Annotated in this window: 22 protein-coding genes; 19 read left to right on the top strand and 3 right to left on the bottom strand. The window is 68.7% G+C overall.

Going from position 1 to position 26,360, the window contains the following annotated elements; all coding sequences use genetic code 11:
- Positions 1-115: 115 nt before the first annotated feature.
- From IFSED24_RS12750 to IFSED24_RS12680, 15 genes are all read left to right on the top strand, one after another.
- Complete coding sequence (locus IFSED24_RS12750; protein WP_491331849.1) at positions 116-625, top strand: GbsR/MarR family transcriptional regulator; 510 nt, start codon at positions 116-118, stop codon at positions 623-625.
- Positions 626-627: 2 nt separating this feature from the next.
- A complete protein-coding gene (gene fabG, locus IFSED24_RS12745) occupies positions 628-1,371 on the top strand; it encodes a 3-oxoacyl-ACP reductase FabG (RefSeq protein WP_491331848.1) in 744 nt (247 codons plus the stop codon).
- A gap of 9 nt (positions 1,372-1,380) precedes the next feature.
- Entirely contained in the window at positions 1,381-2,370 is a 990-nt protein-coding gene (locus IFSED24_RS12740) for a 3-oxoacyl-ACP synthase III family protein (RefSeq protein WP_491331847.1), read from the top strand.
- A gap of 12 nt (positions 2,371-2,382) precedes the next feature.
- Positions 2,383-3,900 (top strand): sodium/pantothenate symporter, encoded by a 1,518-nt coding sequence (locus tag IFSED24_RS12735; protein ID WP_491331846.1) that lies wholly within the window; start codon positions 2,383-2,385, stop codon positions 3,898-3,900.
- Positions 3,897-5,402, top strand: coding sequence for an acyl-CoA synthetase (locus IFSED24_RS12730; RefSeq protein WP_491331845.1), 1,506 nt, complete (start codon positions 3,897-3,899; stop codon positions 5,400-5,402). The genes IFSED24_RS12735 and IFSED24_RS12730 overlap by 4 nt, the downstream gene beginning before the upstream one ends.
- Positions 5,403-5,423: 21 nt before the next feature.
- On the top strand, positions 5,424-5,942 hold the full coding sequence (locus IFSED24_RS12725; RefSeq protein WP_491331844.1) for a hypothetical protein: 519 nt from the start codon (positions 5,424-5,426) through the stop codon (positions 5,940-5,942).
- A gap of 63 nt (positions 5,943-6,005) precedes the next feature.
- On the top strand, positions 6,006-7,544 hold the full coding sequence (locus IFSED24_RS12720; protein ID WP_491331843.1) for a hypothetical protein: 1,539 nt from the start codon (positions 6,006-6,008) through the stop codon (positions 7,542-7,544).
- A 9-nt stretch (positions 7,545-7,553) separates the two neighbouring features.
- Positions 7,554-8,513, top strand: coding sequence for an alpha/beta fold hydrolase (locus tag IFSED24_RS12715; protein WP_491331842.1), 960 nt, complete (start codon positions 7,554-7,556; stop codon positions 8,511-8,513).
- Positions 8,514-8,523: 10 nt separating this feature from the next.
- Positions 8,524-9,705: an acetyl-CoA C-acetyltransferase gene (locus tag IFSED24_RS12710; protein ID WP_491331841.1), complete on the top strand. Its 1,182-nt coding sequence runs from the start codon at positions 8,524-8,526 to the stop codon at positions 9,703-9,705.
- A 129-nt stretch (positions 9,706-9,834) separates the two neighbouring features.
- A complete protein-coding gene (locus IFSED24_RS12705; RefSeq protein ID WP_491331840.1) occupies positions 9,835-12,297 on the top strand; it encodes a lectin like domain-containing protein in 2,463 nt (820 codons plus the stop codon).
- Positions 12,298-12,352: 55 nt separating this feature from the next.
- On the top strand, positions 12,353-12,826 hold the full coding sequence (locus IFSED24_RS12700) for a zf-TFIIB domain-containing protein (RefSeq protein ID WP_491331839.1): 474 nt from the start codon (positions 12,353-12,355) through the stop codon (positions 12,824-12,826).
- Positions 12,823-13,383, top strand: a complete 561-nt coding sequence (locus tag IFSED24_RS12695) for a LemA family protein (protein WP_491335057.1) — start codon at positions 12,823-12,825, stop codon at positions 13,381-13,383. Before IFSED24_RS12700 ends, IFSED24_RS12695 begins: the two co-directional genes overlap by 4 nt.
- A 2-nt stretch (positions 13,384-13,385) precedes the next feature.
- Entirely contained in the window at positions 13,386-14,654 is a 1,269-nt protein-coding gene (locus tag IFSED24_RS12690) for a M48 family metalloprotease (protein WP_491331838.1), read from the top strand.
- Between the two features lie 160 nt (positions 14,655-14,814).
- Positions 14,815-16,356, top strand: coding sequence for an arylsulfatase (locus IFSED24_RS12685; protein WP_491335056.1), 1,542 nt, complete (start codon positions 14,815-14,817; stop codon positions 16,354-16,356).
- A 94-nt stretch (positions 16,357-16,450) separates the two neighbouring features.
- On the top strand, positions 16,451-17,449 hold the full coding sequence (locus tag IFSED24_RS12680; protein ID WP_491331837.1) for an HAD family hydrolase: 999 nt from the start codon (positions 16,451-16,453) through the stop codon (positions 17,447-17,449).
- Between the two features lie 10 nt (positions 17,450-17,459).
- Here the strand turns inward: IFSED24_RS12680 and IFSED24_RS12675 are convergent, their stop codons facing one another.
- A complete protein-coding gene (locus IFSED24_RS12675; protein ID WP_491331836.1) occupies positions 17,460-20,144 on the bottom strand; it encodes a CRTAC1 family protein in 2,685 nt (894 codons plus the stop codon).
- 94 nt (positions 20,145-20,238) lie between these two features.
- Positions 20,239-20,943: a Mut7-C RNAse domain-containing protein gene (locus IFSED24_RS12670; RefSeq protein WP_491331835.1), complete on the bottom strand. Its 705-nt coding sequence runs from the start codon at positions 20,941-20,943 to the stop codon at positions 20,239-20,241.
- A gap of 63 nt (positions 20,944-21,006) precedes the next feature.
- Between IFSED24_RS12670 and IFSED24_RS12665 the strand changes: the two genes are divergently transcribed.
- The 3 genes from IFSED24_RS12665 to IFSED24_RS12655 all read left to right on the top strand — a co-directional run bounded on the left by IFSED24_RS12665 (position 21,007) and on the right by IFSED24_RS12655 (position 24,012).
- The gene (locus tag IFSED24_RS12665; protein WP_491331834.1) at positions 21,007-22,491 is read left to right on the top strand and encodes a radical SAM protein; all 1,485 of its coding nucleotides are present in this window, start codon (positions 21,007-21,009) and stop codon (positions 22,489-22,491) included.
- Positions 22,492-22,696: 205 nt separating this feature from the next.
- A complete protein-coding gene (locus IFSED24_RS12660) occupies positions 22,697-23,350 on the top strand; it encodes an RNA polymerase sigma factor (protein WP_491331833.1) in 654 nt (217 codons plus the stop codon).
- On the top strand, positions 23,347-24,012 hold the full coding sequence (locus IFSED24_RS12655) for a hypothetical protein (RefSeq protein ID WP_491331832.1): 666 nt from the start codon (positions 23,347-23,349) through the stop codon (positions 24,010-24,012). Before IFSED24_RS12660 ends, IFSED24_RS12655 begins: the two co-directional genes overlap by 4 nt.
- A 29-nt stretch (positions 24,013-24,041) precedes the next feature.
- On the opposite strand, the gene IFSED24_RS12650 is transcribed toward IFSED24_RS12655, so the two are convergent.
- Positions 24,042-24,197: a hypothetical protein gene (locus tag IFSED24_RS12650; RefSeq protein ID WP_491331831.1), complete on the bottom strand. Its 156-nt coding sequence runs from the start codon at positions 24,195-24,197 to the stop codon at positions 24,042-24,044.
- Between the two features lie 165 nt (positions 24,198-24,362).
- Between IFSED24_RS12650 and IFSED24_RS12645 the strand changes: the two genes are divergently transcribed.
- The gene (locus tag IFSED24_RS12645; RefSeq protein WP_491331830.1) at positions 24,363-26,351 is read left to right on the top strand and encodes a hypothetical protein; all 1,989 of its coding nucleotides are present in this window, start codon (positions 24,363-24,365) and stop codon (positions 26,349-26,351) included.
- The last annotated feature ends 9 nt before the right edge of the window (positions 26,352-26,360 follow it).

The following is a 26,360-nucleotide window of genomic DNA, read 5'->3' as shown; positions in this document are numbered from 1 at the left end:
CGAGGCGCGAAGTGGTTTCAGATCGCCTGATCTTGAAAAAGGACTTTACAACCGGTGGTCGATAGTGTTTGAATTGTTTCAAACGTTTCAAACGTAAAAAAACCAGAGGTCGCGCATGGACCTGGATCGGCTCAAGCAGGACTTCATCAGGGATTTCGGCGAGGGCTACCAGGTCTTCGGCCTCTCGCGGCTCATGGGGCACATCGTGGGCCTGATGCTCTGCGAGGACGAGCCCCAGAGCCTCGACGCGATCACCGAGCGGCTGTCGGTGAGCAAGGGCCCCGTGAGCCAGATCACGCGCCGCCTCAGCGAGAAGAACCTCCTGCACAAGGCCTGGGTGCCGGGCAGCCGGCGCGACCATTACCAGGCCGAGGACGACATCTTCGGCCAGGCCTTCGCCAACCACGCCGGCAAGCAGAATCAGAATCTCGAACTCGCCCGCCGGTACCGGGAACTCGTCGAGGCGAATCCCGACGAGGTGCCGGCCTACTTCCGACACCGGGTCGCGGAGATGACCCGCTTCTACGAGCTGATGCTCGAGTACCAGGACGCCTTCATGGCCGAGTGGCAGCGAATGCGCCAGGAGCTGGATGTCAGCGCGCCCGCGGCCGGAACCGAGGAGTGATCATGAGCAGCATGCAGGACAGGGTGGTGGTGATCACCGGGGGCGCGGCCGGACTGGGGGCGGCGGCGGTACGCCGCTTCGCCGAGGCCGGCGCGGTGGTCGAATGCTGGGATCTGCAGGACGCGGCGGGCGAGGCCCTGGCGGCCGAGCTGACCGGCGCCGGCGCACGGGTCGCCTACCGCCGGGTCGACGTGGCCGACAGCGCCGCCGTGGAGGCCGCCATGGCGGCGGTGAACGCGGCCCACGGCAAGGTCGACGTGCTGATCAACAACGCCGGCATCACCCGCGACAGCACCCTGCTCAAGATGGAGGACGCGCAGTTCGACCAGGTGGTCGACGTGAACCTCAAGGGCGTCTTCCACTGCGGCCGCGCGGCGGCCCGGCTCATGGTGGCGCAGGGTTCGGGGGTCATCGTCAACACCAGCAGCGTGGTGGCGCTCTACGGAAACTTCGGCCAGACCAACTACGTGGCTACCAAGAGCGGGGTCATCGGCATGACGAAGGTCTGGGCGCGCGAACTGGGGCGCAAGGGTGTGCGCGTCAACGCGGTGGCGCCGGGCTTCATCGCCACCGAGATGGTGCAGGCCATGCCCGAGAAGGTGCGCACCATGATGGCCGAGAAGGCGCCCATGCAGCGGCTGGGCCGGCCCGAGGAGATCGCCGACGCCTACCTGTTCCTGGCCTCGGACCAGGCGTCGTTCGTCAACGGCACGGTGCTCAGCGTCGACGGCGGCCTGACGCTCTAGGAGGATCGCATGGCGCGCAACGCACGCATCGCGGCCACGGGCATGGACGTTCCCGAGCGGGTCGTGCCCAACGCCTTCTTCAACGAGCTGCTGGGCGAGGACGTGGATACCTGGCTGCGCGAGAACCTCACGATCCGCGAACGGCGCTGGTGCGCGGACGACGAGAGCACCGCCGACCTGGTGGAGCGGGCCGCGCGCCGGATCCTGGACAACGCGGGCGTGGCCGCCGACGCGGTCGACCTGCTGGTGGTGGCCACCGACACGCCCGAGTACGTCTCGCCGTCGACGGCGTCGGTGGTCCAGCACCGTCTGGGTGCCACCGGGGCGGGGACCTTCGACCTGAACACCGCCTGCGCGGGCTTCGTCACCGCGCTCGACCTGGGCGCCAAGTACATCCAGGCCGACCCGCGCTACCGCCACGTGCTGGTGATCGGCGCCTACGCCATGAGCAAGCACCTCGAGGTGACCGACAAGAAGACCGCCAATCTCTTCGCCGACGGCGCGGCCGGCGTTCTTTTGACCGCCACCGACGAGGATCGCGGCTGGCTCGCCTCCCGGCTGCACACCGAGGGGCAGTACGCGGGCTGGATGGGCATCTACGCCGGCGGGACAGCGCACCCGGTGACCGCCGAGGTGCTGGCCGCGGGGGACCACAAGCTGCGCTTCGTGCGCAAGTTCCCCGCCGAGATCAATCCCGAGACCTGGACGCGCATGGTGCGCGAGGTGGTGGCCGACGCGGGCTGCGCGGTGGCCGACATCGACCAGGTCCTCTTTACCCAGATCAACATCAACTCGATTCGTGCGACCATGGCGAACCTGGAGCTGCCCATGGATCGCACCCACTGCGTCATGGACCGCTACGGCTACACCGGGTCGGCGTGCATTCCCATGGCGCTGGCCGAGGCCGACGCGCAGGGCAAGCTGAAGCCCGGGGATCTGGTGGTGTTCATGGGCTCGGGCGGCGGCCTGGCCTTCGCGTGCTGCGCGTTCCGCTGGTAGGAGCTGGAGAGCATGAACGATCTGGCCACGAACGAGATGGTGACCGCGGGCTGGGCGCTGGTCGGCGTGCTGATGACGGTGATCCTGATCATCGTCGTGCGCGGCGCGCGGCGGACCCGGTCGGTGGACGACTACGCCCTCGGCACGGTGGCCTTCTCGCCCGTGGCGGTGGGCCTCGCCCTGGCGGCGTCCATGACCAGCGCGGCCACCTTCATCATCAATCCCGGGTTCATCGCGCTCTACGGCCTGGCCGGGGTGGTCTCCTATGCGGTGATCATGCCGCTGGCGGCCATGGCCTCGCTGATCGTGCTGACCAAGGGGTTCCGGCGCCACGGCGAGTCGGTCAAGGCGCTGAGCCTGGCGCAGTGGATGGGCAGCCGCTGGCGCAGCCCCGGCTACGGGCTGTTCTTCGCGGTGCTCTCGCTGCTGCTGGTCACGTTCGTGGTGCTCATCGTGGTGGGCCTGACCAAGGTGCTGAGCAAGACGCTGGCCGTGGGCGAGCTGCCGGTGCTCTGGGGCCTGGTGATCTTCGTCTTCGGCTACATGATGTTCGGCGGCGCCAACAGCATGGTCTACACCAACACCGTGCAGGCGTGCCTGATGATCATCGTGGCGGTGGTGCTGCTCGGCTCGGGCCACGACCGCTTCGCCGCCGGCATCGCCGGCTTCCTCGACCAGCTCCGCGCCGTGGACCCCGCGCTGGTGCAGGTGCCCAATCCCGGCAGCTTCCTCTTCCGGGACTGGTTCGAGATCGGCGTGGCGCAGGTCATCGTCGGGGTGGCCATCGTCTGCCAGCCGCACATCATCACCAAGAGCCTGCTCTTGAAGAGCGAGCGCGACGTGAACCGCTACCTCGCCGTGGGCGTGGTGGTGGAGCTGCTCTTCTTCAGCGTGGTCGTCGCCGGGCTCTTCGCGCGCCTCGCGTTTCCCGACCTCACCGCGGGCGGCCAGGCCCTCAAGATGGACGACATCATCCCGGCCTACGTGGTGGCCGAGTTCCCGGTGTGGGTGGGGCTGCTGGTGGTGCTGGGCCTGATCTCGGCGGGACTGTCGACCCTGGAGGGCCTGATCCAGTCGCTGGGCACCACCCTGACCAGCGACCTGATCCGGCCGCTGGCCACCCGCTGGCTGCCGCCGGTGGGCGAATCCCGCGAGCGCGTGCTCCTGGGGATCAACCGCGGGGTCATCGCCGTGCTCGCCGTGGCGGCGGGCCTGTTGTCCTGGCAGCAGCTCCTGCACCCGAAACTGAGCGTGGCGATCTTCGCCCAGAACGGCGTCTACGCCTACTTCGCGGCGGCGTTCGTGCCCATCCTCTTCGGCATGTTCTGGCCCACCGCGCCGCGCGCGGCGGCCATCACCGCCTCGCTGGTCGCGATCGCCGTCCACTTCCCCCTGCACTACCTGAACCTGCCGGTGCCGGGCACCGCCGCGACGGGCCAGAATCCCGGGGTGGCCGCGGCCGTGGCCATCTTGGCCTCGGTGATCGCCGGCTCCGCGGTGGCCCTGGCGCGCAGAAGGAGCGTGGCATGATCGTTCCCCAGGTCGACTGGCTGCACAGGTGGGCCGGCTACCAGCCGGGCAAGCTGGCGCTCCGCGATCACGCGCGGCAGCTCGACTGGACCTACGCCCAGGCCGACGCCCGCGCCCAGGCGCTGGCGGCCCATCTGCGCGACGGGCTGGGCGTCACCCGCGGCGACCGGGTCGCCGTCCTGGCCCAGAACGCCGCCGAGACCGTGTTCCTCTTCTTCGCCTGCGTCAAGCTGGGGGCGGTGCTGGTGCCGCTCAACTTCCGCCTGACCCCGCGCGAGCTCGAGACGCTGCTCGCCGATTGCGAGCCCCGCGTCCTCTTCCACGGCAACGACCTCGTCGAGACCGCGGCGGGCCTGTCGGCCGGCGATCCCGCGGCGGCGCTGCTGCCGCTGTCCGAGGTGAGCGGCTTCCTCACCGGCGAACTCCATCTGGACGATTTCCGGTCCGACCGTCCGGGCGAGCTCGACGATCCGGTGATGATCCTCTACACCGCCGGCACCACCGGCCTGCCCAAGGGCGCGGTCGTGACCCACCGCATGATCCTCTGGAACGCCGTCAACACCAGCTTGCGCCTCGACCTCACCGGCCGCGACCACACCCAGGGCTACGCCCCCTTCTTCCACACCGGCGGCTGGCACGTCCTCTTGACCCCGTTCCTGCACAACGGCGCCAGCACCACGCTGCTGCCCCGCTTCGACGCGCCTTTGATCCTCGACCTCATGGAGCAGGAGCGCACGACCCTGCTCTTCGGCGTGCCCACCATGATGCGCATGCTCAGCGAGACACCGCGCTTCGCCCACGCCGACCTCACGGCGTGCCGCTACGCCATCGTCGGCGGCGCGCCCATGCCCATCCCGCTCATCAACACCTGGCACGACAAGGGCATCCCCATCCGCCAGGGCTACGGCATGACCGAGGTCGGGCCGAACTGCTTCTCGCTCCACCAGGACCACGCCATCCGCAAGCGCGGCAGCATCGGTCAGCCGAACTTCTACATCGAGGCGCGCATCGTGGATCCGGAGGGACGCGAATGCGGCCCCGACGAGGCCGGCGAGCTCTGGCTCCGTAGCGAGGTGGTCACCCCGGGTTACTGGCGCAAACCCGAGGAGACCGCCGCGGCCATCACCGACGGCTGGTTCCACACCGGCGACGTGGTGCAGCGCGACCGCGAGGGATTCTACTTCGTGGTCGACCGCAAGAAGAACATGTTCATCTCGGGCGGCGAGAACGTCTATCCCGCCGAGGTCGAGGCCGTGCTGGTGCGCGACGAGCGCATCAAGGACGCGGCGGTGATCGGCGTGGCCGACGCGCAGTGGGGCGAGGTCGGCAAGGCCTTCGTGGTGCTGGCCCCGGGCGCCCGGCTCGACCTCGAGGAGCTGCAGACGTTCTGCCGCGACAAGCTCGCCCGGTACAAGATTCCCAAGCATGTCCAGATCTTGCCCGAACTGCCTCTCAACCAGGCGGGCAAGGTCGACCGTATCCAGCTCAAGGAGCTGGGCTAACCCAACGACTGGAGGAAAGTCATGCGCACGACGATCAAGATGCTTCTGGTGCTGATGCTGGCCATGGCCATGCTCAGCTTCGTGGCCTGTAGCGACGACGATGACGACGACAACGGTGGCACCACGACGCCGCCGCCGGCCGCCGATCCCTGGGTGGGGCAGTGGCTGAGCGCCGGCGACGATGTGGCCCCCATCCTGGTGGCGGTCTTCAACTACGACAGCGTGCGCGTCTATCTGAACGAGGATCAGACCGTGCAGCTGGACACTCACATCGATGGTGGCGCCTGGGCCACCATCAACGGCACCTACGCCGTGACCGAGAGCGCCACCGGCAACGTCCATTCCATCGAGCTCATCTACCCCGCCTTCTCGCAGGAGGGCATCATCGAGGTGACCGAAGGTACTCCTGACGTGTTCCGTCTGGAGGCCGTGCAGACCGTGCCCGACATCGGCGCCGTCCCCCGCACCCCCGAGACCGGTTTCGGCTCCGACCCCACTCTCGGCGACAACAACATCCAGACCTACGTCCGCGAGCAGTAGACCCCACCGTGAAGGGGCGGCGGCTCGTGGCGGCCGCCCCTTCCCAGCCTTCCGAGGTTCGCCATGAAGAGATGCGCCTTCGTCGTCGTCCTCATGCTGCTGGCCGCCACGGCACTGGCCCAGACCGCGGCCGACCAGGCGCCGCGTAAGCTGCGTCCCGAGCCAAGCGAGTTCGACTTCATCGGATACTTCCTCACGCGGAGCGAAGTGTCCAACGTCTATGCCACCAACGAGTTCCTGAAGGGGCAGGTGGTCGGGCGCCTCTTCGGCGGCAACACGACCCAGACCACTTCGGGCAAGAGCCGCTTCACTGAGCAGCGCTTCCTGCCCATGATCACCTACACGCCGCGCCTGTTCGATGGCTGGGCCAAGATGCGCATGAGCTTCGAGTTCGACTGGACCTGGGGCGATGCCAACTACGGAGCCGGTGGCAACTTCGGCGGCGCCTTCGGGGCCGATTTCGTGAACATGCAGACCCAGAACCTGTTCATGGAGTTCAACCCCAACAAGCAGTGGTACATCAACGTCGGCCTGCAGCGGATCTACGATAACATTCGCGTGCCCTGGTACACGTTCACCGATGTTCTGCTGCAGCAGGGATTCCGGCTGGCGTTCTGGGGGTCGGATGGCACCGGTGTCGGCGCTCACTGGTTCTTCGACGCCGACAAGCGCCTGAAGGCCGGCGCCTGGCAGCTCTACGAGAACAACGTGGAGCAGGACGACGACGTCCAGCTCTACGAGCTCCAGTTCGAGAAGGATCTGGGCATCCGTACCACCGCGGGCCTGGCGTTCTACTACTGCCGCGACCGCGGCAACGGCGAGGGCGGCGTCTCGATCCTGGGTCAGGGCCTCAACTCGGGTCTCAGCAACTACAACGGGGTCTTCAACTTCGACTTCGGGAACGAGGACTACACCGCCGACATCTTCTGGACCGGCCTGCAGTTCCACACCGACCCGCTCCTGCAGCAGGGCGCCATGGGCTACAGCGGCTTCGCCATGTACAACTACGGCCAGGCCAAGACCGACCAGCGGACCATCGACATCGGGGGCCTGGCGGCCAACCTGCGCCTCGCCTACCGCTACGGCCGCGCCAAGCGCGATCAGCTCACCCTCGAGGGCGTCTTCACCACCGGTGACAGCGACAACATCTCCGACGGCAAGTACAGCGGCGTCCTCACCGGCAACAACTGGACCTCGCCCGGCTCGGTCTTCATCGGCCACGGGCTCTACATGCTGCTGCCCCACGGCACGGTGGTGAACCGCTGGAACGCCGCGGTGGTGGACATCCAGAACATCGGCTACGGCCTGACGGCCGGGGTCTTCACGGCCAAGCGCGAACTGATCCCCAACAAGCTACGTGTCGAGGCGGCTGGCGGCATGGGTTGGGCCTCCTCGGTGCCGAGCGGGGTCGGCAACTTCATCGGCTGGGAGGCCAATGCCGGCGTCATCTGGACGCCCAAGGTCTTCCTCGATCTCGAGCTGCGCCTCGCCCACCTCTCGCTGGGCGACTTCTACGACTGGGACGAGGTCAACGGCGGCCTGGACGAGCGTCCGCTCGACCCCTGGACCGTGTTCGCCAACGTGAAATGGATCATGTTCTAGGAGGCTGCCATGCGGAGATTCATCACCATTCTTCTGGGAGCCGTGCTGATCATGACCCTCCACGGCTGCGCATCGACCAGCGGCTGGTACCACCTGCCCCCGCTGGAGTTCGACCAGATCGACTACGGATTCACGGTGCACACGGCCCGGGTCGACGGCATGGACATCGCCTACCTCGACGAGGGCGACGGCGACCAGGTCCTGCTGTTGATCCACGGCCTCGGCACCAACGCCAAGGGCTGGCAGCGCAACATCCCCGCGCTCAGCCGGCACTACCGGGTCATCGCGCTGGACCTGCCGGGCTACGGCCGGTCGAGCAAGGGCCACTTCCCCTATTCCATGGCCTTCCACGCCAACACGGCCGCCGGGCTGCTCGCGGCGCTGGAGATCGACCAGGCGGTGTGGGTGGGCCACTCCATGGGCGGACAGATCGCGCTGACCGCCGCGCTGAACCAGCCCGAGACGGTGGCCGGCCTGGTGCTGTTGAGCACCGCGGGCTTCGAGTCGTTCACCGATGGCGAGGGTGACTGGATGAAGGGCGCCGTGACGCCCAAGTTCGTGGCCGAATCATCGACCCGACAGATCGCGGCCAACCTGCACTCGAACTTCTACGAGTATCCCCAGGAAGCAGACTTCTTCATCACCGACCGCATCCAGATGCGCGGCGCCAGCGACTTCGACCAGTACTGCTACGCGGTCTGGCGCAACGTGGCCGGTATGCTCGAAGGACCGGTGCGCGACCGGCTGGGCGAGGTCGCCCGGCCCACGCTCATCGTCTTCGGCGAGAACGACGGCCTGATCCCCAACCCGTACCTGCACGGCGGCTGGACCCGCGACATCGCTGACTACGGGCACCAGGCCATCCCCGGCAGCGAGTTGCTCATGCTGCCCCGGTGCGGCCACATGACCATGTTCGAGAAGCCCGACGAGGTGAACGCCGCGATCGAGGCCTTCGTCGACAAGCTGTAAGGAGCGAATCATGCGCGACATCGTCATCGCGGCCGCCCGGCGCACCGCGGTCGGCACCTTCGGCGGCGGTCTGGCCGACGTGCCCGCCCACCAGCTCGGCGCCGTGGTCATCGCCCAGGTCCTGGCCGATGCCGGCCTGGAGCCCGGTTCGGTGGACGAGGTGATCATGGGACAGATCCTGACCGCGGGCTGCGGCCAGGGCCCCGCCCGCCAGGCCGCCATGGCGGCCGGTCTGCCCGATTCGGTGCCCGCCCTGGGCCTGAACCGTCTCTGCGGCAGCGGGCTGCAGGCGGTCATCGACGCCGCCCGCATGGTGGCGCTGGGCGAGGCCGAGGTGGTGGTGGCCGGCGGCCAGGAGAGCATGTCCCGGTCGCCGCACCTGCTGCCCGGGTCCCGCCAGGGCCAGAAGATGGGCGGCTGGGAGCTGGAGGACAGCATGATCCGCGACGGTCTCTGGGACGTCTTCAACGACTACCACATGGGCATCACCGCGGAGAACCTGGCCGAGAAGTACACCATCTCCCGCGAGGAGCAGGACGCGTTCGCGGCGGCGAGCCAGCAGAAGGCCGAGCAAGCCCTCGCGGACGGTGTCTTCGCCACCGAGATCGTGCCGGTGCCCGTGCCGCAGCGCAAGGGCGACCCGGTCCTGGTGGCCGTGGACGAGAACCCGCGGCCCGGCGTCACCGCTGAGGGTCTGGCCCGGCTGCGCCCGGCGTTCAAGAAGGACGGCACCGTGACAGCGGGCAACGCCTCGTCGATCAACGACGGCGCGGCGGCCGTGGTGGTGACCAGCGCCGAGTACGCCGCCGCCCACGGGCTGCCGGTGCTCGCGGTCCTGCGCGGCTGGGGCATCGCGGGGGTGGATCCGGCGATCATGGGCATCGGCCCGGTGCCGGCCACGCGCAAGGCGTTGCAGATGGCGGGCTGGGAGCTGGCGCAGGTCGACCTCGTCGAGGCCAACGAGGCGTTCGCCGCCCAGTCGCTGGCGGTGACCCGGGAACTGGCGTGGGACCTCGAGCGGGTCAACATCCACGGCGGCGCCATCGCGCTGGGCCATCCCATCGGCGCCAGCGGCGCGCGCATCCTGGTCACCCTGCTGCACGCCATGCGGCGCCGCGGCGATCGGCGCGGGCTGGCCACGCTGTGCGTCGGCGGCGGCATGGGCGTATCGCTGCTGGTGGAACGCGGCTAGGGCGCGACGGACGTCCAGGCAGCGGGGCCTCGTCCTCCGGGACGGGGCCCCGCCCTGCTGGAAACGGATAGTCGGAATGTGCTAGAATGCCGTCGATTCCAAACCATACCCTAACGGGAGGTTCGATCGATGCTGCAACGATTCGCCCTGGTTGTCGCGATCCTGATCCTCATTTCCTCCGCTCATGCCCAGCTCCCCTCTTCTTTCGATCTCCGTGATGTCGACGGCGTGAACTACGTGACCGCGGTCAAGAGCCAGGACGGTGGGACCTGCTGGACCCACGGGACCATGGCGGCCATGGAGGGCAACCTCCTGATGACCGGCAACTGGTTCGACGCCGGCGAGGTCGGCGAGCCGAACCTGGCCGAGTACCATCTCGACTGGTGGAACGGCTTCAACGAGCACTTCAACCAGGATCTGGAGCCGCCCGACGGCTACGGGCTCATCGTCCACCAGGGCGGCGATTACCGGGTCTCCACCGCCTACCTCTCCCGCGGCGAGGGCGCCGTGCGCGACGTCGACGGCCAGAGCTACTACGACCCGCCGCTCCGCAGCGATCCCTCCTACCATTACTACTATCCCCACGATGTGGAATGGTTCACCGCCGGTCCCGACCTCGAGCGGCTGGACCTGATCAAGCAGAAGATCATGGACGAGGGCGTCCTGGGCACCTGCCTGGCCTACGACGGCTCCTTCATGAACAACCTGAATCACTATCAGCCGCCCAGCAGTTCCATGCTGCCCAACCACGCCGTAGCCATCATCGGCTGGGACGACGACCACGTCACCCAGGCTCCCGAGGGCCCGGGCGCCTGGCTGGTCAAGAACAGCTGGGGCACGGGCTGGGGCTACGACGGCTACTTCTGGATCTCCTATTACGACCGGTGGTGCTGCCAGGAACCCGAGATGGGCGCCGTGTCGTTCCAGGACGTGATCCCCATGCCCTTCGACCGCATCTACAGCCACGACTACCACGGCTGGCGCGATACCATGGAGGACGTCCGGCGCGGCTTCAATGCCTTCACCGCCGCCGGCGACGAGCGCCTGTCGGCGGTCAGCTTCTTCACCGCCGTGGACGCCGTGGCCTATACCGTCCGGGTCTGGGGCGCGTTCACCGATGGCGAACTCCAGGACCTGCTGACCACCGCCAGCGGCATCTGCGAGTACTCGGGCTTCCACACCATCGACCTCTCCGAACCCGCGTTCTTCGAGGAGGGCGACGACTTCTACCTCGAGGTGGAACTCTCCGACGGCGGCCATCCCTACGACCGCACCAGCGACGTGCCCGTCCTCCTGGGGGCCAGCTACCGGACCATCGTCACCTCCAGCGCGTCGGCGGGCGAGAGCTACTGGTGGGACGAGACCGGCTGGCGCGACCTCCAGGAATTCGAGGACGAGGGCTGGACCGGAACCGCCAACCTCTGCCTCAAGGCCTGCACCCAGACCGTGGGCCTGCAGGTGACGCCCGGGCAGAGCCTGCGGTTCGAGGGACCGGAGGGCGGCCCGTTCACGCCGTCGTCGGCCAGCTTCGAGGTGCTCTACCGCGGGGCCGAATCCGCGCAGTACGAGGTCACCCTCGAGGGGGCCGCCTGGGCCGACCTGACCGGGCCCGTCACCGGCACCATCAGCGATGGCGAGACCGTCACGGTGACGGTCGTCCTGAACGAGGACGCCGCCCAGAGGCCCGCGGGCGCTCACGCGGGCGAGGTCGTGTTCACCAACCTGGCCACCGGCCAGGGCGACACCTCGCGGGAGATGGTGCTCCTGGTGGGCGAGGTGGTGCCCCAGTACGCCTGGGACCTGGCCACCGATCCCGGCTGGGCGCGCGAGGGCGACTGGGAGTACGGCGTCCCGATGGGGCGCGGCGGCGCCTGGGGCGAGCCCGATCCCACCGCGGGCTACACCGGCGAGAACGTGTTCGGCTACAACCTGAACGGCGATTACCCCTCGGACATGGATCCCGAGCCGCTCACCACCGCGGCCATCGATTGCAGCAACCTCTTCGGCGTCACCCTGCGCTTCTGGCGCTGGCTGGGCGTGGAGGAGCACATCTACGACCAGGCCTCCATCGAGGTGAATGGCGGCGGCGACTGGGTCACGATCTGGGAGAACGCCGACAACATGGACGGCGGCGAGTGGGTCCAGGTGACCTACGACATCTCCGCCGTGGCCGATGGCCAGGAGACGGTCCAGATCCGCTGGATCATGGGCGCCTCCGATTCCTACGTGGAATACTGCGGCTGGAACATCGACGACATCGAGATCCTCGGCATCGCCGGCGTGACCACCGCGGTGTCGGAAGGCGAGTTGCCTGCAGCCACCGCGCTCACCGGCGCCTACCCCAATCCCTTCAACCCCACCGTGACCCTGAAGTACGCCGTGCCGCGCGACGGGCAGGCCCGCCTGGCTGTCTACGACGTGGCCGGCCGTCACGTGCGGACGCTGGTGGACGCGCCGCGTCCCGCCGGCACGCACACGGTGATCTGGGACGGCCGCGACGAGGCCGGTCGCCGGGTGACCAGCGGGGTCTACTTCGTGCGGCTCCGCGCCGACGGGGAGACCGCGGTGCGGAAGGTGATGATGGTCAAATAATGGTCCTTCGCGCGGCGAGCCCCGACCCCTCGCGGTCGGGGCTCGCTCTTTTCAGGTGGCCGTCCGTCACCCGACCAGCTACCATCCCGCCATGAACTGCCCCGCCTGCAAATCACTCATGTTCGTGGTGGAGTACGACGGCCTCGAGCTCGACCACTGCCCCGCCTGCGCCGGCACCTGGTTCGACGCCGACGAGCTGGGACTGCTCTTCGCCGACGGCGAGGACAGCCCGCACCCCGAACTGGTGGGGGAGGTGGTGGCCGGCCGGCCCGAGGCCGAGACCCGAGAGAAGCGCCGCCGCTGCCCCGCTTGCCGGCAGCACATGCGCAAGGTGAACATCGGCCCCAGCGGTCGGGTACTCGTGGATGCCTGCCCGTCGGGCCACGGCCTCTACTTCGACCACGGCGAGGTGGCCGACCTGACGAGCGACCTGTACGCAGACAGCACCAACCCGCCCGGCCGCGTCCTCGCGTTCCTGGGCGGCTTGCTCGGTCGCGCGCCCGCGGCCGGAGACACGGAGGAATCCTGATGACCCTGATCATCATCGTCCTGGGACTCTTGGTCCTCATCGTCGGCGGCTTCATCACGCTCTACAACTCGCTGGTCCGCCTGCGCAACCAGATGCAGGAGGCCTGGGCCCAGGTCGACGTGCAGCTCAAGCGCCGCTTCGATCTGATCCCCAACCTCATGGAGACGGTGAAGGGCTACATGAGCCACGAGCGCGAGACGCTCGAGGCGGTGACCCAGGCCCGCGCCGCGGTGCAGGGCGCCGGATCGCTGGGCGACCGCGCCGAGGCCGAGGGCATGCTGGGCATGGCGCTGGGCCGGCTCTTCGCGGTCTCGGAGGCCTATCCCGACCTGAAGGCGAGCCAGAACTTCCTCGCGTTGCAGGAGGAGCTCACCAGCACCGAGAACAAGATCGGCTTCGCCCGCCAGTACTACAACCAGGCGGTCATGACGCTGAACAACAAGATCCAGATGTTCCCCAGCAACATCGTGGCGGGCATGTTCAGCTTCAAGGCCGGCGAGTTCTTCGAGCTCAAGGAACCCGAGCAGCGCGAGGCCCCCAAGGTCTCGTTCGACTAGCCATGTTCGAGGCCATCGCCGCCAACAAGCGCAAGAGCGCCTTCCTCGTGTTCTTCATGGCCCTGCTCCTGGCCGTCCTCGGCTATGCGCTGGGCGAGTACTTCATGCAGGACGGCGGGCTCGTGGGCCTGGGCGGCGCCATGGTGCTCTGGGTGATCCTCACGCTGGTGGCGTGGGGCCAGGGCGACCAGATCTTCCTGTCCATGTCGGGCGCGCGCAAGATCGGCCCCGAGGACCTGCCGGTGCTCTGGAACGTGGTGGAGGAGATGTCGCTGGCCGCGGGGCTGAGCAAGATGCCCGCGGTCTACGTCATCGACGACCCCACGCCCAACGCCTTCGCCACCGGCCGCAAGCCCGAGACCGCGGCCGTGGCGGTGACCAGCGGCCTGTTGAAGATCCTCGACCGCGACGAGCTGCAGGGCGTCGTCGCCCACGAGCTCGGCCACGTCAAGAACCGCGACATCCTGCTCATGCTCTTCGCCGGCGTGCTCATGGGCGCCATCGTCCTGCTGGCCGACGTGGGGCTGCGTTCGGCGTTCTTCGGCGGCGGCCGATCGCGGCGTTCGTCGAGCAGCGAGGGCGGCGGCGGCCAGGCCATCGTCATGGTGGTGGCGCTGGTGCTGATGATCCTGGCGCCGCTGATGGCCCAGCTCATCTACTTCGCGGTCTCGCGCCGCCGCGAGTACCTGGCCGACGCCTCGGCGGCGGCGTTCACCCGCTATCCCGACGGCCTGGCCCGGGCGCTGGAGAAGATCTCGAGCGCGCCGCCGAGCAAGCTGCGCGGGGTGAGTCGGGCCACGGCGCCCATGTACATCGTCAATCCCCTGGCCGCGGCGGCCAAGAAGCGCGACGCGGCCTCGCTCACGGCGACCCACCCGCCCATCGCCGAGCGGGTGAAGATCCTGCGCGCCATGAGCGGCGCCTCGTTCCAGGATTACGACCGCACCTACGCCGAGGTCACCGGCAAGAAGGGCGTGGTGCCGCGATCGGCGCTGGACGATCCCCACGCCGGCGCCGGGCTGCGCGTGCAGGGGGCGAAGTGGCGGCGGGAATCGGCGGCGGCCGCACCGGCAGCCGGAGCCATGCCGGCCGGCACCGCGGCGGCGGTGAGCGAGCCGCGCCGCCGCGCCCGCGAGGTCGACGACTTCTTCTACGACCAGGATGGCTGGCGGCGTGTCGCCTGTCCGTGCGGGGCCACGCTCAAGATCCCACCGGGCCTGGTCGCCTCGCGCATCAAGTGCCCACGATGTGGCGCCGCACACGCCGTCTAGCCTGGCGATCACCGCATTCTGGACTACCTTGGTCAACGATGAGCCGGAGGTCGACGTGACACCTCGCCCTCGATCCACCTGTCGTCGATCCCCTTAGATCCCTGACGAAATTCGAACGAGAGGGAGAATCATGTCTCGTTTCTTTTTGCGTGCCGGGACCATGTCGGTCCTGGCCGGATGCTTCCTGCTGGCAGGCCTGGCCGGCGCCGCCGACAAGCCCAACATCCTCGTGGTCTGGGGCGACGATATCGGCCAGTCCAACATCAGCGCCTACACCCACGGCATGATGGGCTATGAGACACCCAACATCGACCGCATCTCCGACGAAGGCCTGACTTTCACCGATTACTACGGCGAGCAGTCCTGCACCGCCGGCCGCTCGTCCTTCATCATGGGCCAGAGCGTGTTCCGCACCGGCCTTTCCAAGGTCGGCCTGCCCGGCGCCAAGGAAGGCATGCAGCCCGAGGACCCCACCATCGCCACGGTGCTCAAGAACCAGGGCTACGCCACCGGCCAGTTCGGCAAGAACCACCTCGGCGACCGCGACGAGCACCTGCCCACCATGCACGGCTTCGACGAATTCCTCGGCAACCTCTACCACCTCAACGCCGAGGAAGAGCCCGAGAACTATGACTATCCCGGCGACATGGTCCTGGCCGACGGCCAGACCTTCCGCGAGAAGTTCGGCCCCCGCGGCGTGATCCACTCCTGGGCCGAGCCCGGCGGTAAGCAGCGCATCGAGGACACCGGCCCCTTGACGAAGAAGCGCATGGAGACCATCGACGACGAGACCTCGCAGCGCGCCATGGAGTTCATCCGCGAGCAGCACGCCGCCGGCAATCCCTGGTTCGTGTGGTGGAACGGCACCCGCATGCATTTCCGCACGCACGTGAAGGAGGAGCACCGCGGCATCTCCGGCCAGGACGAGTACTCCGACGGCATGGTCGAGCACGATATGCACATCGGCCAGTTCCTCGACCTGCTCGACGAGCTGGGGATCGCCGACAACACCGTCGTCTTCTACAGCACCGACAACGGCCCCCACTACAACACCTGGCCCGACGCGGCGGCCACGCCGTATCGCGGCGAGAAGAACAGCAACTGGGAAGGCGGCTGGCGCGTGCCGGCCATGGTCCGCTGGCCCGGCAAGATCGCACCCGGCACCTGGACCAACGAGATCGTCCACCACATGGACTGGCTGCCGACATTCGCCGCCATGGCCGGTGACGAGGACGTCAAGGAACGGTTGCTCGAGGGCGACAAGCTGAACGGCCGCAAGTACAAGGTCCACCTGGACGGCTACGACATCGGGCCGCTCCTGACCGGCGAGGTCGACGCGAGCCCCCGCCACGAGATCTTCTACTTCTCCGACGACGGCGACCTCACCGCCCTGCGCTACGACGACTGGAAGCTGATCTTCATGGAGCAGAAGACCGCGGGCACGCTTCGCGTGTGGATGGAACCCTTCGTGCCGCTGCGCGTGCCGCTGATCTTCAACCTGCGCCGCGATCCCTACGAGCGCGCCGAGATCACCTCGAACACCTATTACGACTGGCTGCTCGACCGCGCCTACCTGCTGGTGCCGGCGCAGACCTACGTGGGCGGATTCCTGTCGACGTTCCAGGAGTATCCGCCGCGCCAGAAGGCGGCGAGCTTCAGCCTCGACGACGTCATGGAAAAGCTCTCGCCGCCGACCCAGTGATCGTCTCGTGGTGGATGAGGCATGATTCCCAGACGGCTGCCGCGATCGACGTGATCGCGGCAGCCGCTTCCCTGTTGCCGAGGAGGGCTCCCCGATGATCCAGAGATTCCTGATTCCGTTGCTGCTCGGCCTGGTGCTCCTGGCCGGCTGTGCCGACACCGGCGATGTGGCCGACACCGGCGATCCGCTGCCCTCGTGGCGCGAGGGCGCTGCCCGGACCAGCATCCTCGACTTCGTCGCCCGCGTCACCACCCCCGGTTCCGCCGAGTTCGTGCCCGTCGCCGAACGCATCGCGGTCTTCGACAACGACGGCACGCTCTGGTGCGAACAGCCCTATTACGTCCAGCTGTTCTTCGCCATGGACCGGGTGCGCGCGCTCGCCCCCGAGCATCCCGAATGGACGGGTCAGCAGCCGTTCCAGGCGGTCCTCGAGGGCGATCTCGAGGCGCTGCACGCCACCGGCGAGCACGGCCTCCTCGAGCTGATCATGGCCACCCACGCCGGCCAGACCACCGAGGAGTTCGCCGCCACGGCGGAGTCCTGGCTGGCCGCAACCGGCCATCCGCGCTTCGAGCGTCCGTTCACCGAGCTGGTCTACCAGCCCATGCTCGAGGTGCTGGCCTACCTGCGTGCCAGCGGCTTCAAGACCTACATCGTCTCCGGCGGCGGGATCGAGTTCATGCGACCGTGGACCGAGCGCGTCTACGGCATCCCGCCCGAGCAGGTGATCGGCAGCAGCATCAAGACCGTCTTCGAGATGCGCGACACCGGGCCGGTGATCGTGAGGCTGCCCGAGATCGACTTCATCGACGACAAGGCCGACAAGCCCGTGGGCATCCAGAAGTTCATCGGCCGCCGTCCCCTCGCCGCGTTCGGCAACTCCGACGGCGACCTGCAGATGCTGCAGTGGACCACCGCCGGCGCTGGCGCCCGCCTCGGGGTGATCGTGCGCCACACCGACGCGGAGCGCGAGTACGCCTACGACCGCGAGTCGAGCGTGGGCCGGCTGGACAGGGCGCTGGACGAGGCTCCGGCCCGGGGCTGGACCGTGGTCGACATGCAGCGGGACTGGGCGACGGTGTTCCCGGACTAGGGCGGCGGGATCACTTCACCAGGGTGACGGGTCGCAGGTCCTGGCGGCCGTCCACGGCGAGCCGGCACCAGTAAACGCCGCTGGCCACGGGGCGGCCCCGGTCGTCCCGGCCCCGCCAGGTGGCCGTGTGCGGTCCGGCGTCGAGGACGGTCGCGGTCAGCAGCGACCGCACCAGCCGACCGCGCGCGTCGTACACCGCTAGGCTCGCCGTTCCACTCGCCGCCAGCTCGAAGGCCAGCGTGACCTGCGGGTTGAACGGATTAGGGTAGGGCGTCTGCAGGCGCGTTGCGGAGGGAACGGTGGCCGGCACCGGGGTGGTCTGATCCCGATCAACGACCAGGCGCTGGTCGGCGAGGATGTCGTGGAGCGTGGTGGTCTCGCCGTCGGGCCAGCGGATCGCGAGCGTGTCCACCGTGGCGGCCGCGCCCAGGCCGAATTCCGCCGTCAGCGTCCCCTGTCCCATGTACGTCTCGTCACCGCCCACTTCACGGAGCTGCTCGACCCCGCCGGCCGTGCAGCGGATCCGGGCGCCTACGGCGTACGGATTGCCGCCCGGCTGGGCCAGGTCCACCTGTAACCAGTGGTTCTCCGCGGCGGCCTTGTTCTCGTAGAGGTAGTTGGTGCCATTCTTGACCGCGACGTAGAGGTCGAGGTCGCCGTCCCCGTCGTGGTCGCCCCAGGCCGCGGCGTAGCTCTGGCCCGTCAGGCCCATGGGGTCGTGGGTCTCGTTGCTGAAGTGGGTGCCGTCGACGCCGTGGAGCAGGCGGTCGCTGCCGTTGATGTTGGCGACGTAGAGGTCGAGCCAGCCGTCGTTGTCGTAGTCGGCGAGGCTGGCCGAGCGCGAATCGCCCTGATCGGCGGCGGCGCCGGTGCTCACGTCGACGAAGGCGAAATCTCCCGCGTTGTGGAGCAGGCGGTTGGCGCCCAGACGCACGGCGAGATAGAGGTCGAGGTCGCCGTCGCGGTCCACGTCGCCGAGGGCGACGCCCGAGTAGGAGGCGGTCTGCTGGAGCGCGGCGCAGGTGGCGTCGGCGAAGCCGGTGCGGTCGTTGCGCAGGACGCGCACCCGGCCGGCCTCGGCCAGGACCAGGTCCGGGTCGCCGTCGCCATCGAGGTCGCCCCAGGCGCAGCCGCGGGTGCTGATGGGCGCGTCGTCGAGCAGGCTGGAGCGGTCGACCAGCGTGCCGTCCTGGTTCTCGAGCAGCAGGTTGGTCTGGTCGTCGGAGCGCGCGACGAAGAGGTCCAGATCGCCGTCCAGGTCGAAGTCGGCCCAGTCGGCGGCGGTGTGGGGGCCGGCGGCCTGGAGGACGGGCGGGGTGACGTCGGTGAAGGTACCGTCGGGTTCGTGGCAGGCGATCAGGCCGGGGCCTTGCCAGTTCAGGAGCGCCAGGTCGCGCCGGCCGTCGCCGTCGAGGTCGCCCCAGACCGTGGCCAGGGCGTAGCCGGTGTCGCGGAGCAGCGGCGGGGTGATGTCGGCGAAGTCGGCGTTCGCGGCGTCGTTGCGCAGCAGGCGGTTGGCGTCGTCCAGGCCGGCGATGTAGAGGTCCGGGCTGCCGTCGCGGTCGTGGTCGACCCAGCTCACCGCCACGCTGCCCGGGGTCGAGAGCTGCGGATCGTCCACCGGAGTGAACAGCGGCTCGGGCGGGGTGTCGCTGCATTCGCCCACGTCGAAGAGATGGTACAGGCCGCAGGCGCTGTGGAACATCAGCTCGTGGTCGTGGTCGACGCCGGGGACCACGGCCATGGCCTGCCGGGGGCCGAGCTGGTCGCCGAAGTACCAGGTTAGGTAGCGCCAGTAGATCTGTCCGCGGTCGACCCGGTACGTGCCCTGATAGTTGGCCATGCACGAGTCGTCGAGGTACCAGTCCACCGGGGCGCAGTCCAGCTCGCCCACCAGGTGGGCCACGTGGCGGCGCGCGTAGCGGGCGCGCAGCGTGTCGGGATCCTGGGTGAACCAGGGATTGGGGTTCTGCAGGCCGTACTTGTAGTCGTCGTAGCCGGGGCAGGCGGCGGCGTCCTCGGGGACCGCGAAGGTGTCGTAGGTTCCCTCGCGTAGCCGTTCGGGGGAGAAATAGACGTAGGTGGACGGGTTCATGACCACGCCGCGGAAGCGGGCGCCGAACTCGTCACGCAGGTGGTCGGGCACCGTGCTCGAGGCCGCGTAGCGGTTGGCGACCTGGCCGCCGGCCGAGTGCCCGGTGAGCACGGCGTCGCGCAGGTTGGGACAGACCGCGGCGGCGCGCAGGAAGAGGCTGTCGACCACGGCGAAGCTGCTGAGGTCCCAGGGGCGCGGCCTCTGGTAGCCGCCCACCGACTGATCGCCCTGGCGCCAGCCGTAGTATTCCCAGCAGAGAACGTCGGCGAGCTGGTGGTAGCCCGTGTCCTCGTCGGTCAGGAACTGGGGCGAGATCACCAGGGTGGAATCGGCGGCGGGGCCGGCCAGGGCCGCGGCGTCGAGCATGCTCTGGTGGTAGTCCATGGCGTTGCGGAGGGTGCCGTGGACGCAGATCACCACGCGGGTGATGGCGGGCTGCTCCAGATCGAGGCGGTGGCTGACCAGGCAGGGCAGGCGCAGCGCCTCGCCGTCGCGCTCGAACCACTGCCAGGTGTCGGCGATCTCGTACTGGATGTCCTGGGCCAGGCCGGGAGCGGTGCAGAGCAAGGCGAGGAGCAGGACCGGCAGGCGCGTGCGCATGGGCGTGGGGTCTCCCGGGGCCGGGTTCTCGAGCAGGGCGGTGGGGGCCGCCGCACGGATCACCCTGGATGATATCACGATATTGATCACGAAATCATCGCGACGCTTCGGTTCGCGCCCGGGCCACGCGCTCGCGGAGGCGCTCGGCGTGGGTGCCGTCCCAGAACAGCTGGCCGCAGCCGGCGCAGATCCAGTATTCCTCGCGCCAGGCGGCGGTCCGCGGCGGGATGGGCACCGGGACCCGGTCGCGTTCGGTGGCGACGAGGAGGCCGTTGCAGCGGGTGCACCGCCCGGGACCGGTCAGCCGATCGGCCAGACGGTAGCGGCGCAGCACCTCCGCGAGCTGCCGGTCGGCGTGGTCGGACCGCACGAGCAGAGCCCCGATGACCGCCGACCGCTTCAGCAGCGCCCGGTGCCGGCTGAGGATGGTGCGGTGTTCCTGCGCGCCGACGCGCGCCAGCGAGGCTTCGCGCCAGGTCGGCTCCCAGCGCGTGTCCAGGCCGCAGAACCGCAGCAGGCGCGCCAGTTTGCCCAGGTGATGGTCGCAGAGGAAACGAGGGTCGGCGAGGTCGAACGGCTCGGTGGGGTAGGCCTTGATCACGACGCCGTCGGTGACCGGATCGGCGAGTCCGGCGGGCCGGCCGTCGCAGGTCACGCGGCCGACCTCGCCGTGGGGGATCCCCAGCGCCTCGAGGGCGTCCTTGAGCGAGGTGGGGGCAGGCAGCCGCCGCCGGATCTCGCGCCGGCCGGCGGCGAGTTCGGGCAGATCGCCGGCGAGGACGATATGGCAGGTGACCATGGCGCCTCCTGTCGTTACCATAGGATCACCACGGGAGTCGTCAAGCGCCGGGGGAGGCCAATCTTGACCAACACCGCGTTCTGCCGCGTGCTGGAGCACGGGGTCCGCCACGTGGTCTACGACGTGCACACCAACCGCCTGCTCGCCGTGGACCCGGTGCTGGCGGCGGTGCTGCCGCTGTACGGGCCGCGGGACCGGGCACAGGTGGCCGCCGAGCTCGCGGAACGATTCGCCCCGGCCAGCGTCGCCGCCGCCATCGACGAGATCGAGACGGCCCGCCGCGAGGAAGGCCTCTTCCTCCCAGGGCGGCCGCGCTGCACGGCTCCCGCCTGGTCCGCCGCCGACCAGCGCGCCCTCGACCACGGCCAGCAGCAGCTCACGCTCACCGTGAGCGAGGACTGCGATCTCCGGTGCCGCTACTGCCTCCACGGATCGGGGCGGCCGCACATCCGACCGCACCGGAGGCGGCACATGGCGCTCCCGGTGGCTCTGGCCGCGGTGGAGCGCTTCCTCGAGGCCAGCGGCGACATCCCCGAGCCGGCCATCTCGTTCTACGGCGGCGAGCCCTTGCTGGCGGTGCCGGTGATCGCCGGCGTGGTGGCGCACGTGCGACGCCGCTATCCCGGTCGCCCCGTCCGCTTCTGCCTCGACACCAACGGCCTGCGCCTGGATGACCCCGGCGTGGCCGATCTGATCCGCCGCGAGCGCCTGTTCCTGCAGGTCAGCCTGGACGGTCCGGCCCTAATCCACGACCGCCACCGGCGCACCCTGAGTGGCGACCCGACCCATGCCCGGGTCGAGGCCAACCTCACCGCGCTGCTGCGCGCCGATCCGTCGCTGGCCGGGCGCCTGCTCCTGATCGCCACGCTGGCGCCGCCCTACGACCTGCCAGCGGTGCGCGACTACTTCGCGGCGTTCCCGCCGTTCCGCCGCACGGGCCTCGACCGCGCTCCCATGCTGCGGGTCAACCAGGCCGAACTCGACGGTCTCGACCTGGGCCGGGATGCCCTGGGCTCGTCCACGGCCGCGGACTGGGACCGGCAGATCGCGCGGTTGCGCGACGATTACCTCGATCACCGTGGTGCCGGCCGCGCGGTGGATCCGTTCCTGGCCGCGCTCTTCGACGAACCGCTGGTGCGCTGGCACCACCGTTCGGGCCGCCCGCTGGAGCCGACCGTGGGCCGCGGCGGCTGCTGCCTGCCCGGCGTACGGCGCCAGCACGTTCAGACCGACGGCACGCTCCAGCCCTGCGAACGTGTGGGGTCGGGCCTGCCGCTGGGCGAGGCGGGGGCGGGGCCGCGATTGGAACGGATCCAGGAGCTGCGCTCGGCGTTCACGGAATATTGTGATGGTGCGTGTTCATCTTGCTGGGCGGTAAGGTTGTGCCCTATATGTTACCAGGCTCTGCTGCCAGGGGAGCGGGAGCGCCTGCCCGATCGTTGCCGTGCCGTCCGGGCGGGCTCCGAGGCGGTGATCCGGCTCTTCCTGGATCTCCATGCCAGGGGGCCGCAGGCCTTGCAATGGCTTGTCAATACATCCGTTAAATAACCGCTCAACCTGATGGCCGGGGTCGATGTCGAGATTCTGGAAAAAGTCGCGTCACCTCCTGGACCCTCGCGGGCATGTCCTCCTTGGCGGGGGCGCCGTCGGGGGATTGCGGCGCCGGAGGGAGAACGATCCCGACCCCGCTGCGGGCCACCGGCCCGCGGCGGGCGGGGCCTCCGGACCGGGGATTCCCGACGCTGACGTTCCCTTGACCGAAGAACTCGAGATCGAACGGCGATGGTGCCTGCTGGCGCGCCTCGACCACGAGCATCTGGGCAAATTATACGAGAAGTACCACCGGCCGATCCTGAGCTATCTCCAGCATCGCGTCGGTGATCGCGATATCGCCGAAGACCTGACTTCCGAGACCTTCCTGGCCGCCGTCGACGGCTTCTGGCGCTTCCGCTTCATGGGGGTCTCGTTCGGAGCCTGGCTGTTCCAGCTGGCGCGGGGTCGGCTCGGCCGGTACTACCGGCAGCGGAAGAACCGGCAGGACGTGTCTTTCATCGAGGGATTGCACGATCCGGTCGCCGGCGACGACGTGCAGGAGAGGCTGGAGGGCGAGCAGGATCGACAGCTCCTGGCGCTCTGCCTCCGGGAGCTTGATCCCGAGAACCAGGATCTGCTGGCGCTGCACTACTGGGGCGGCTTGACCCTGGCCCAGACGGCCACGGTGATGAAGATGAAGGCGGACGTGGTGAAGGCCCGCCACCACCGGGCCCGGCGGCGGCTGGCCAAGCTCCTGAGCAGGCCCGAGATCCGGGATCGCCTGTCTCGGGAGGGCCGCCGGGCCCTGGACGAGCTGAGGCTGGAGCTCCTCGATCTGGAGCTCGTGGAACCTGGAGAGGAGGCAGACGCATGAGCCGGTCGTTCGACACGTGGCTGCGTCGGAACGCCCCCCCGGTGGAGGAGAACCGGGAAGCGCGGCGCCTGCTCTATTCGCGGCTCGAGGATCGTCTGCACCAGCGCCGGCGGGCCCGCCGGCGCAATCTGACCGGGCTGTCGGTGGTCCTGGTCGTGCTGCTCGGCACGACGGTCTTCGACGTGAATCCCCTGGGCTCGGGAAACCGCGATCTGGTGCGCCGGGCGGACCGGCCCGAGGTGATGTTCGACCCGCTCCATCCCGAGCAGGGATTCGTCGATGAGCCTGGTTTCGACAAGGACTGGTGGGAAACCGTGCGTGACCAGCGCGCGGCCGGGTTGCGGGAACTCGACAGCGTCACCTTCCGCTCCATCGACGGACGCTGGGACTGGCTCGTCTTCTATCGACACGTGGTGGATGGACAGGAATCAACCGTCAACGGCGACCCTCCTCCGGAGCAGGTCTCGAACATGACCCTGGAGGACCACCGCTGGTGGTTCGCCAACTACGAGCGTCTCGATGCCCTGATCGCCTCCGGGGAGGCTCGGGAACTGCCGGCCAGGCAGTTCCGGGTCCACGGCTCCCTGCTCTGGTTCAGGATCTGGCAGGTCGACACGGAGCGCGGGCCCTACCTCGAGGGGCACGCCGTCATTCCCGATTAGTCTGTGGGATCATGACCGCCGCCGCTGATTCAACCCTGGATGTTCAGCATGTTGGCGGTGTACGTGACGATCTGCTTGACCTTCTGCGGTTCGGTCTCGCCGGCCAGCTGGGCACTCGAGCATCCGCAATTGCACTGATCGTCGTCGTCCTGTTCGGATCGAGGGCGGTCGAGGTCTTCATGCATATACTTCACTTCTCCTGCCAAGAGATCCGGATCCGCTCTCATCCTAGGCCATCGACAGCCACAATGCACGATCTGATCCCCGACCAGCGCAGTTGACACCGACCCGCCGCGGGGGCTATGGTTCCGCTCCGGTCTCGCCCAGGCCACGCCCCGGAGGTCCACCCCTTGCCTGCGCCCGGCGCTCACCGCGCGTCGCATCGCTGTCGCCGCCGCCACCTCGCCAGGATCGCCCTCGTGCTGGTGTTGCTGGCGATGGCCGGCAGTCTGGTGGCCAGCCCGCGTAAAGACATGTACACGAACATCGGCATCGTGGGCCTGACCATCACCAACCTCGGCTATGTGGGCAACGGGTTCGAGAATCCCAACCAGCCCAGCTGCGAGTACCCGCTCAACAGCAACGTCGAGCACCTGTTCCTGGGCGGACTCTGGGTCGGGGCCATCGCTCCCGACGGTGCGATCCGGGTCTCCACCGGCGCCCAGGACGCGGCGAACCTGGCCGACGGCGACGACGTGCGCGAGTTCCAGGACGCCCCCGGCGAGCCGGTCCATATCTGGTCGAACAGCCAGAACAGCGACGCCTACGACCCGCGCGCGGTGGCCACCCAGCACATCCAGGTGGTCATGGACGACTACGCCATCAGCGAGACCGGCAACCACGTGCCGCTGGGGCTGAAGGTGGTGCTGCGGGCCCTGGCCTGGAGCAACCCCTACGCCGATGACTTCGTGATCCTCGACTACGCCATCATCAACATCTCGGGCGGCGAGCTGCGCGACGTCTACGTCGGCTTCTGGAACGACTGCACCGTGGGCAACACCGACAACACCAATCCCTACGATCCCAACGCGCCGGTGGGCTGGAACTTCTACGACGACATGAACGGCGGCTGGGGACCCGTGGGCTGGGCTCCCGAGGAGTTCACGGTGGTCGACGATCCCGAGATCGCCATGATGTACGAGCGCGACGACGACGGCGACGAAGGCCTGGCCACCAGCTGGGTCGGCTGCCGTCTGCTGGGCACCGTGCCCGCGGTGGAGCCGGCGCTGGACCAGCCGCCGGTCTCTTACAATGCCTGGGGATTCCGCGACGTACCCGCCGAGGACGACGTCTACCTCGACGATCAGGACGTGGAGCAGCCGGGCAAGTACCAGCTCATGAGCAACGGCGCGTTCACCGCGGGCGTGACCGAGGACGAGGACTACACCATCCCCAGCGACTGGGTCGGGATGCTGTCCACGGGCCCGTGGCCGAGCCTCGCGCCCGACGACACGATCCACGTCACCTACGCCATCGCCTGCGGCGCCGACTCGCTCAACCTGCTGGCCAACAGCAAGGTGGCCCAGGTGGCCTACAACGACGGCTTCTCCATCCCCACCGGTCCGCCCTCGCCCAACCTCCAGACCGCCTACGAGTGGAACACCATCAAGCTGCAGTGGGCGCCTGGCGACAGCCTCGACGCCGACGGCGAGGAACTGGCCAGCGACGACCCGCGGCGCTCTCCCGAGCAGCACATCTCCACCATCACCGGCAAGCCCGACTTCCAGGGCTACCGCATCTACCGCTTCCAGGGCCTCGAGTTCGACCGTGATCCCTACGAGCTGTCCACCCTGGTGGCGCAGTTCGACAAGATCGACGGGGTCGGTTTCGACACCGGTCTGCCGCCGCTGAACGACGAGGGCCTGCGCGAGTTCACCGACAGCGATCTGCTCGACGGCTTCCCCTACTGGTACTCGGTGATCTCGTTCTCGGCGCCCGATCTGGAGGAAGGACTGCCCGAGTTCCCCAGCGGCTATTTCGAGAACGCCATGCGGGTCTATCCCGGGCCAGCCGCCACCCCGCGCAGCAGCGACGGCCGGGTCTCGGTGGCGCCCAACCCCTACCGGGCCGGCAGCAACTTCGACCTTCCCCGCGGCGATGTCGAGCTGAGCCGCCGGATCTGGTTCCTGAACCTGCCGTCGCGCTGCACCATCAAGATCTTCACCCTGGCCGGCGACCTGGTGCGCACGCTCCAGCACGACGACCCCGTCGACGGCAAGCAAGAGTGGGACGTGCTCTCCGAGCATGGCCGCGCCATCGCCACCGGTCTCTACATCTACGTGGTCGAGAACCTGGACTCGGGCGAGATCCAGCGCGGGAAGCTGGTGATCATCAAATGAGGCGCGCGG

It is taken from the genome of Candidatus Latescibacter sp. IFSED24, assembly GCF_058273205.1.
The sequence above is the reverse complement of the archived record's forward strand: the minus strand, read 5'-3'. Positions and strand labels throughout refer to the sequence as shown.

Excerpts from the sequence above, each read along its gene's own strand:
- IFSED24_RS12650 (WP_491331831.1), bottom strand. The coding sequence starts at position 24,197 with ATGCATGAAGACCTCGACCGCCCTCGATCCGAACAGGACGACGACGAT.
- IFSED24_RS12735 (WP_491331846.1), top strand. The coding sequence starts at position 2,383 with ATGAACGATCTGGCCACGAACGAGATGGTGACCGCGGGCTGGGCGCTG.
- IFSED24_RS12730 (WP_491331845.1), top strand. The coding sequence starts at position 3,897 with ATGATCGTTCCCCAGGTCGACTGGCTGCACAGGTGGGCCGGCTACCAG.
- fabG (WP_491331848.1), top strand. The coding sequence starts at position 628 with ATGAGCAGCATGCAGGACAGGGTGGTGGTGATCACCGGGGGCGCGGCC.
- IFSED24_RS12705 (WP_491331840.1), top strand. The coding sequence starts at position 9,835 with ATGCTGCAACGATTCGCCCTGGTTGTCGCGATCCTGATCCTCATTTCC.
- IFSED24_RS12720 (WP_491331843.1), top strand. The coding sequence starts at position 6,006 with ATGAAGAGATGCGCCTTCGTCGTCGTCCTCATGCTGCTGGCCGCCACG.
- IFSED24_RS12750 (WP_491331849.1), top strand. The coding sequence starts at position 116 with ATGGACCTGGATCGGCTCAAGCAGGACTTCATCAGGGATTTCGGCGAG.
- IFSED24_RS12710 (WP_491331841.1), top strand. The coding sequence starts at position 8,524 with ATGCGCGACATCGTCATCGCGGCCGCCCGGCGCACCGCGGTCGGCACC.
- IFSED24_RS12655 (WP_491331832.1), top strand. The coding sequence starts at position 23,347 with ATGAGCCGGTCGTTCGACACGTGGCTGCGTCGGAACGCCCCCCCGGTG.
- IFSED24_RS12685 (WP_491335056.1), top strand. The coding sequence starts at position 14,815 with ATGTCGGTCCTGGCCGGATGCTTCCTGCTGGCAGGCCTGGCCGGCGCC.
- IFSED24_RS12675 (WP_491331836.1), bottom strand. The coding sequence starts at position 20,144 with ATGCGCACGCGCCTGCCGGTCCTGCTCCTCGCCTTGCTCTGCACCGCT.
- IFSED24_RS12715 (WP_491331842.1), top strand. The coding sequence starts at position 7,554 with ATGCGGAGATTCATCACCATTCTTCTGGGAGCCGTGCTGATCATGACC.
- IFSED24_RS12680 (WP_491331837.1), top strand. The coding sequence starts at position 16,451 with ATGATCCAGAGATTCCTGATTCCGTTGCTGCTCGGCCTGGTGCTCCTG.
- IFSED24_RS12670 (WP_491331835.1), bottom strand. The coding sequence starts at position 20,943 with ATGGTCACCTGCCATATCGTCCTCGCCGGCGATCTGCCCGAACTCGCC.
- IFSED24_RS12740 (WP_491331847.1), top strand. The coding sequence starts at position 1,381 with ATGGCGCGCAACGCACGCATCGCGGCCACGGGCATGGACGTTCCCGAG.
- IFSED24_RS12690 (WP_491331838.1), top strand. The coding sequence starts at position 13,386 with ATGTTCGAGGCCATCGCCGCCAACAAGCGCAAGAGCGCCTTCCTCGTG.
- IFSED24_RS12725 (WP_491331844.1), top strand. The coding sequence starts at position 5,424 with ATGCGCACGACGATCAAGATGCTTCTGGTGCTGATGCTGGCCATGGCC.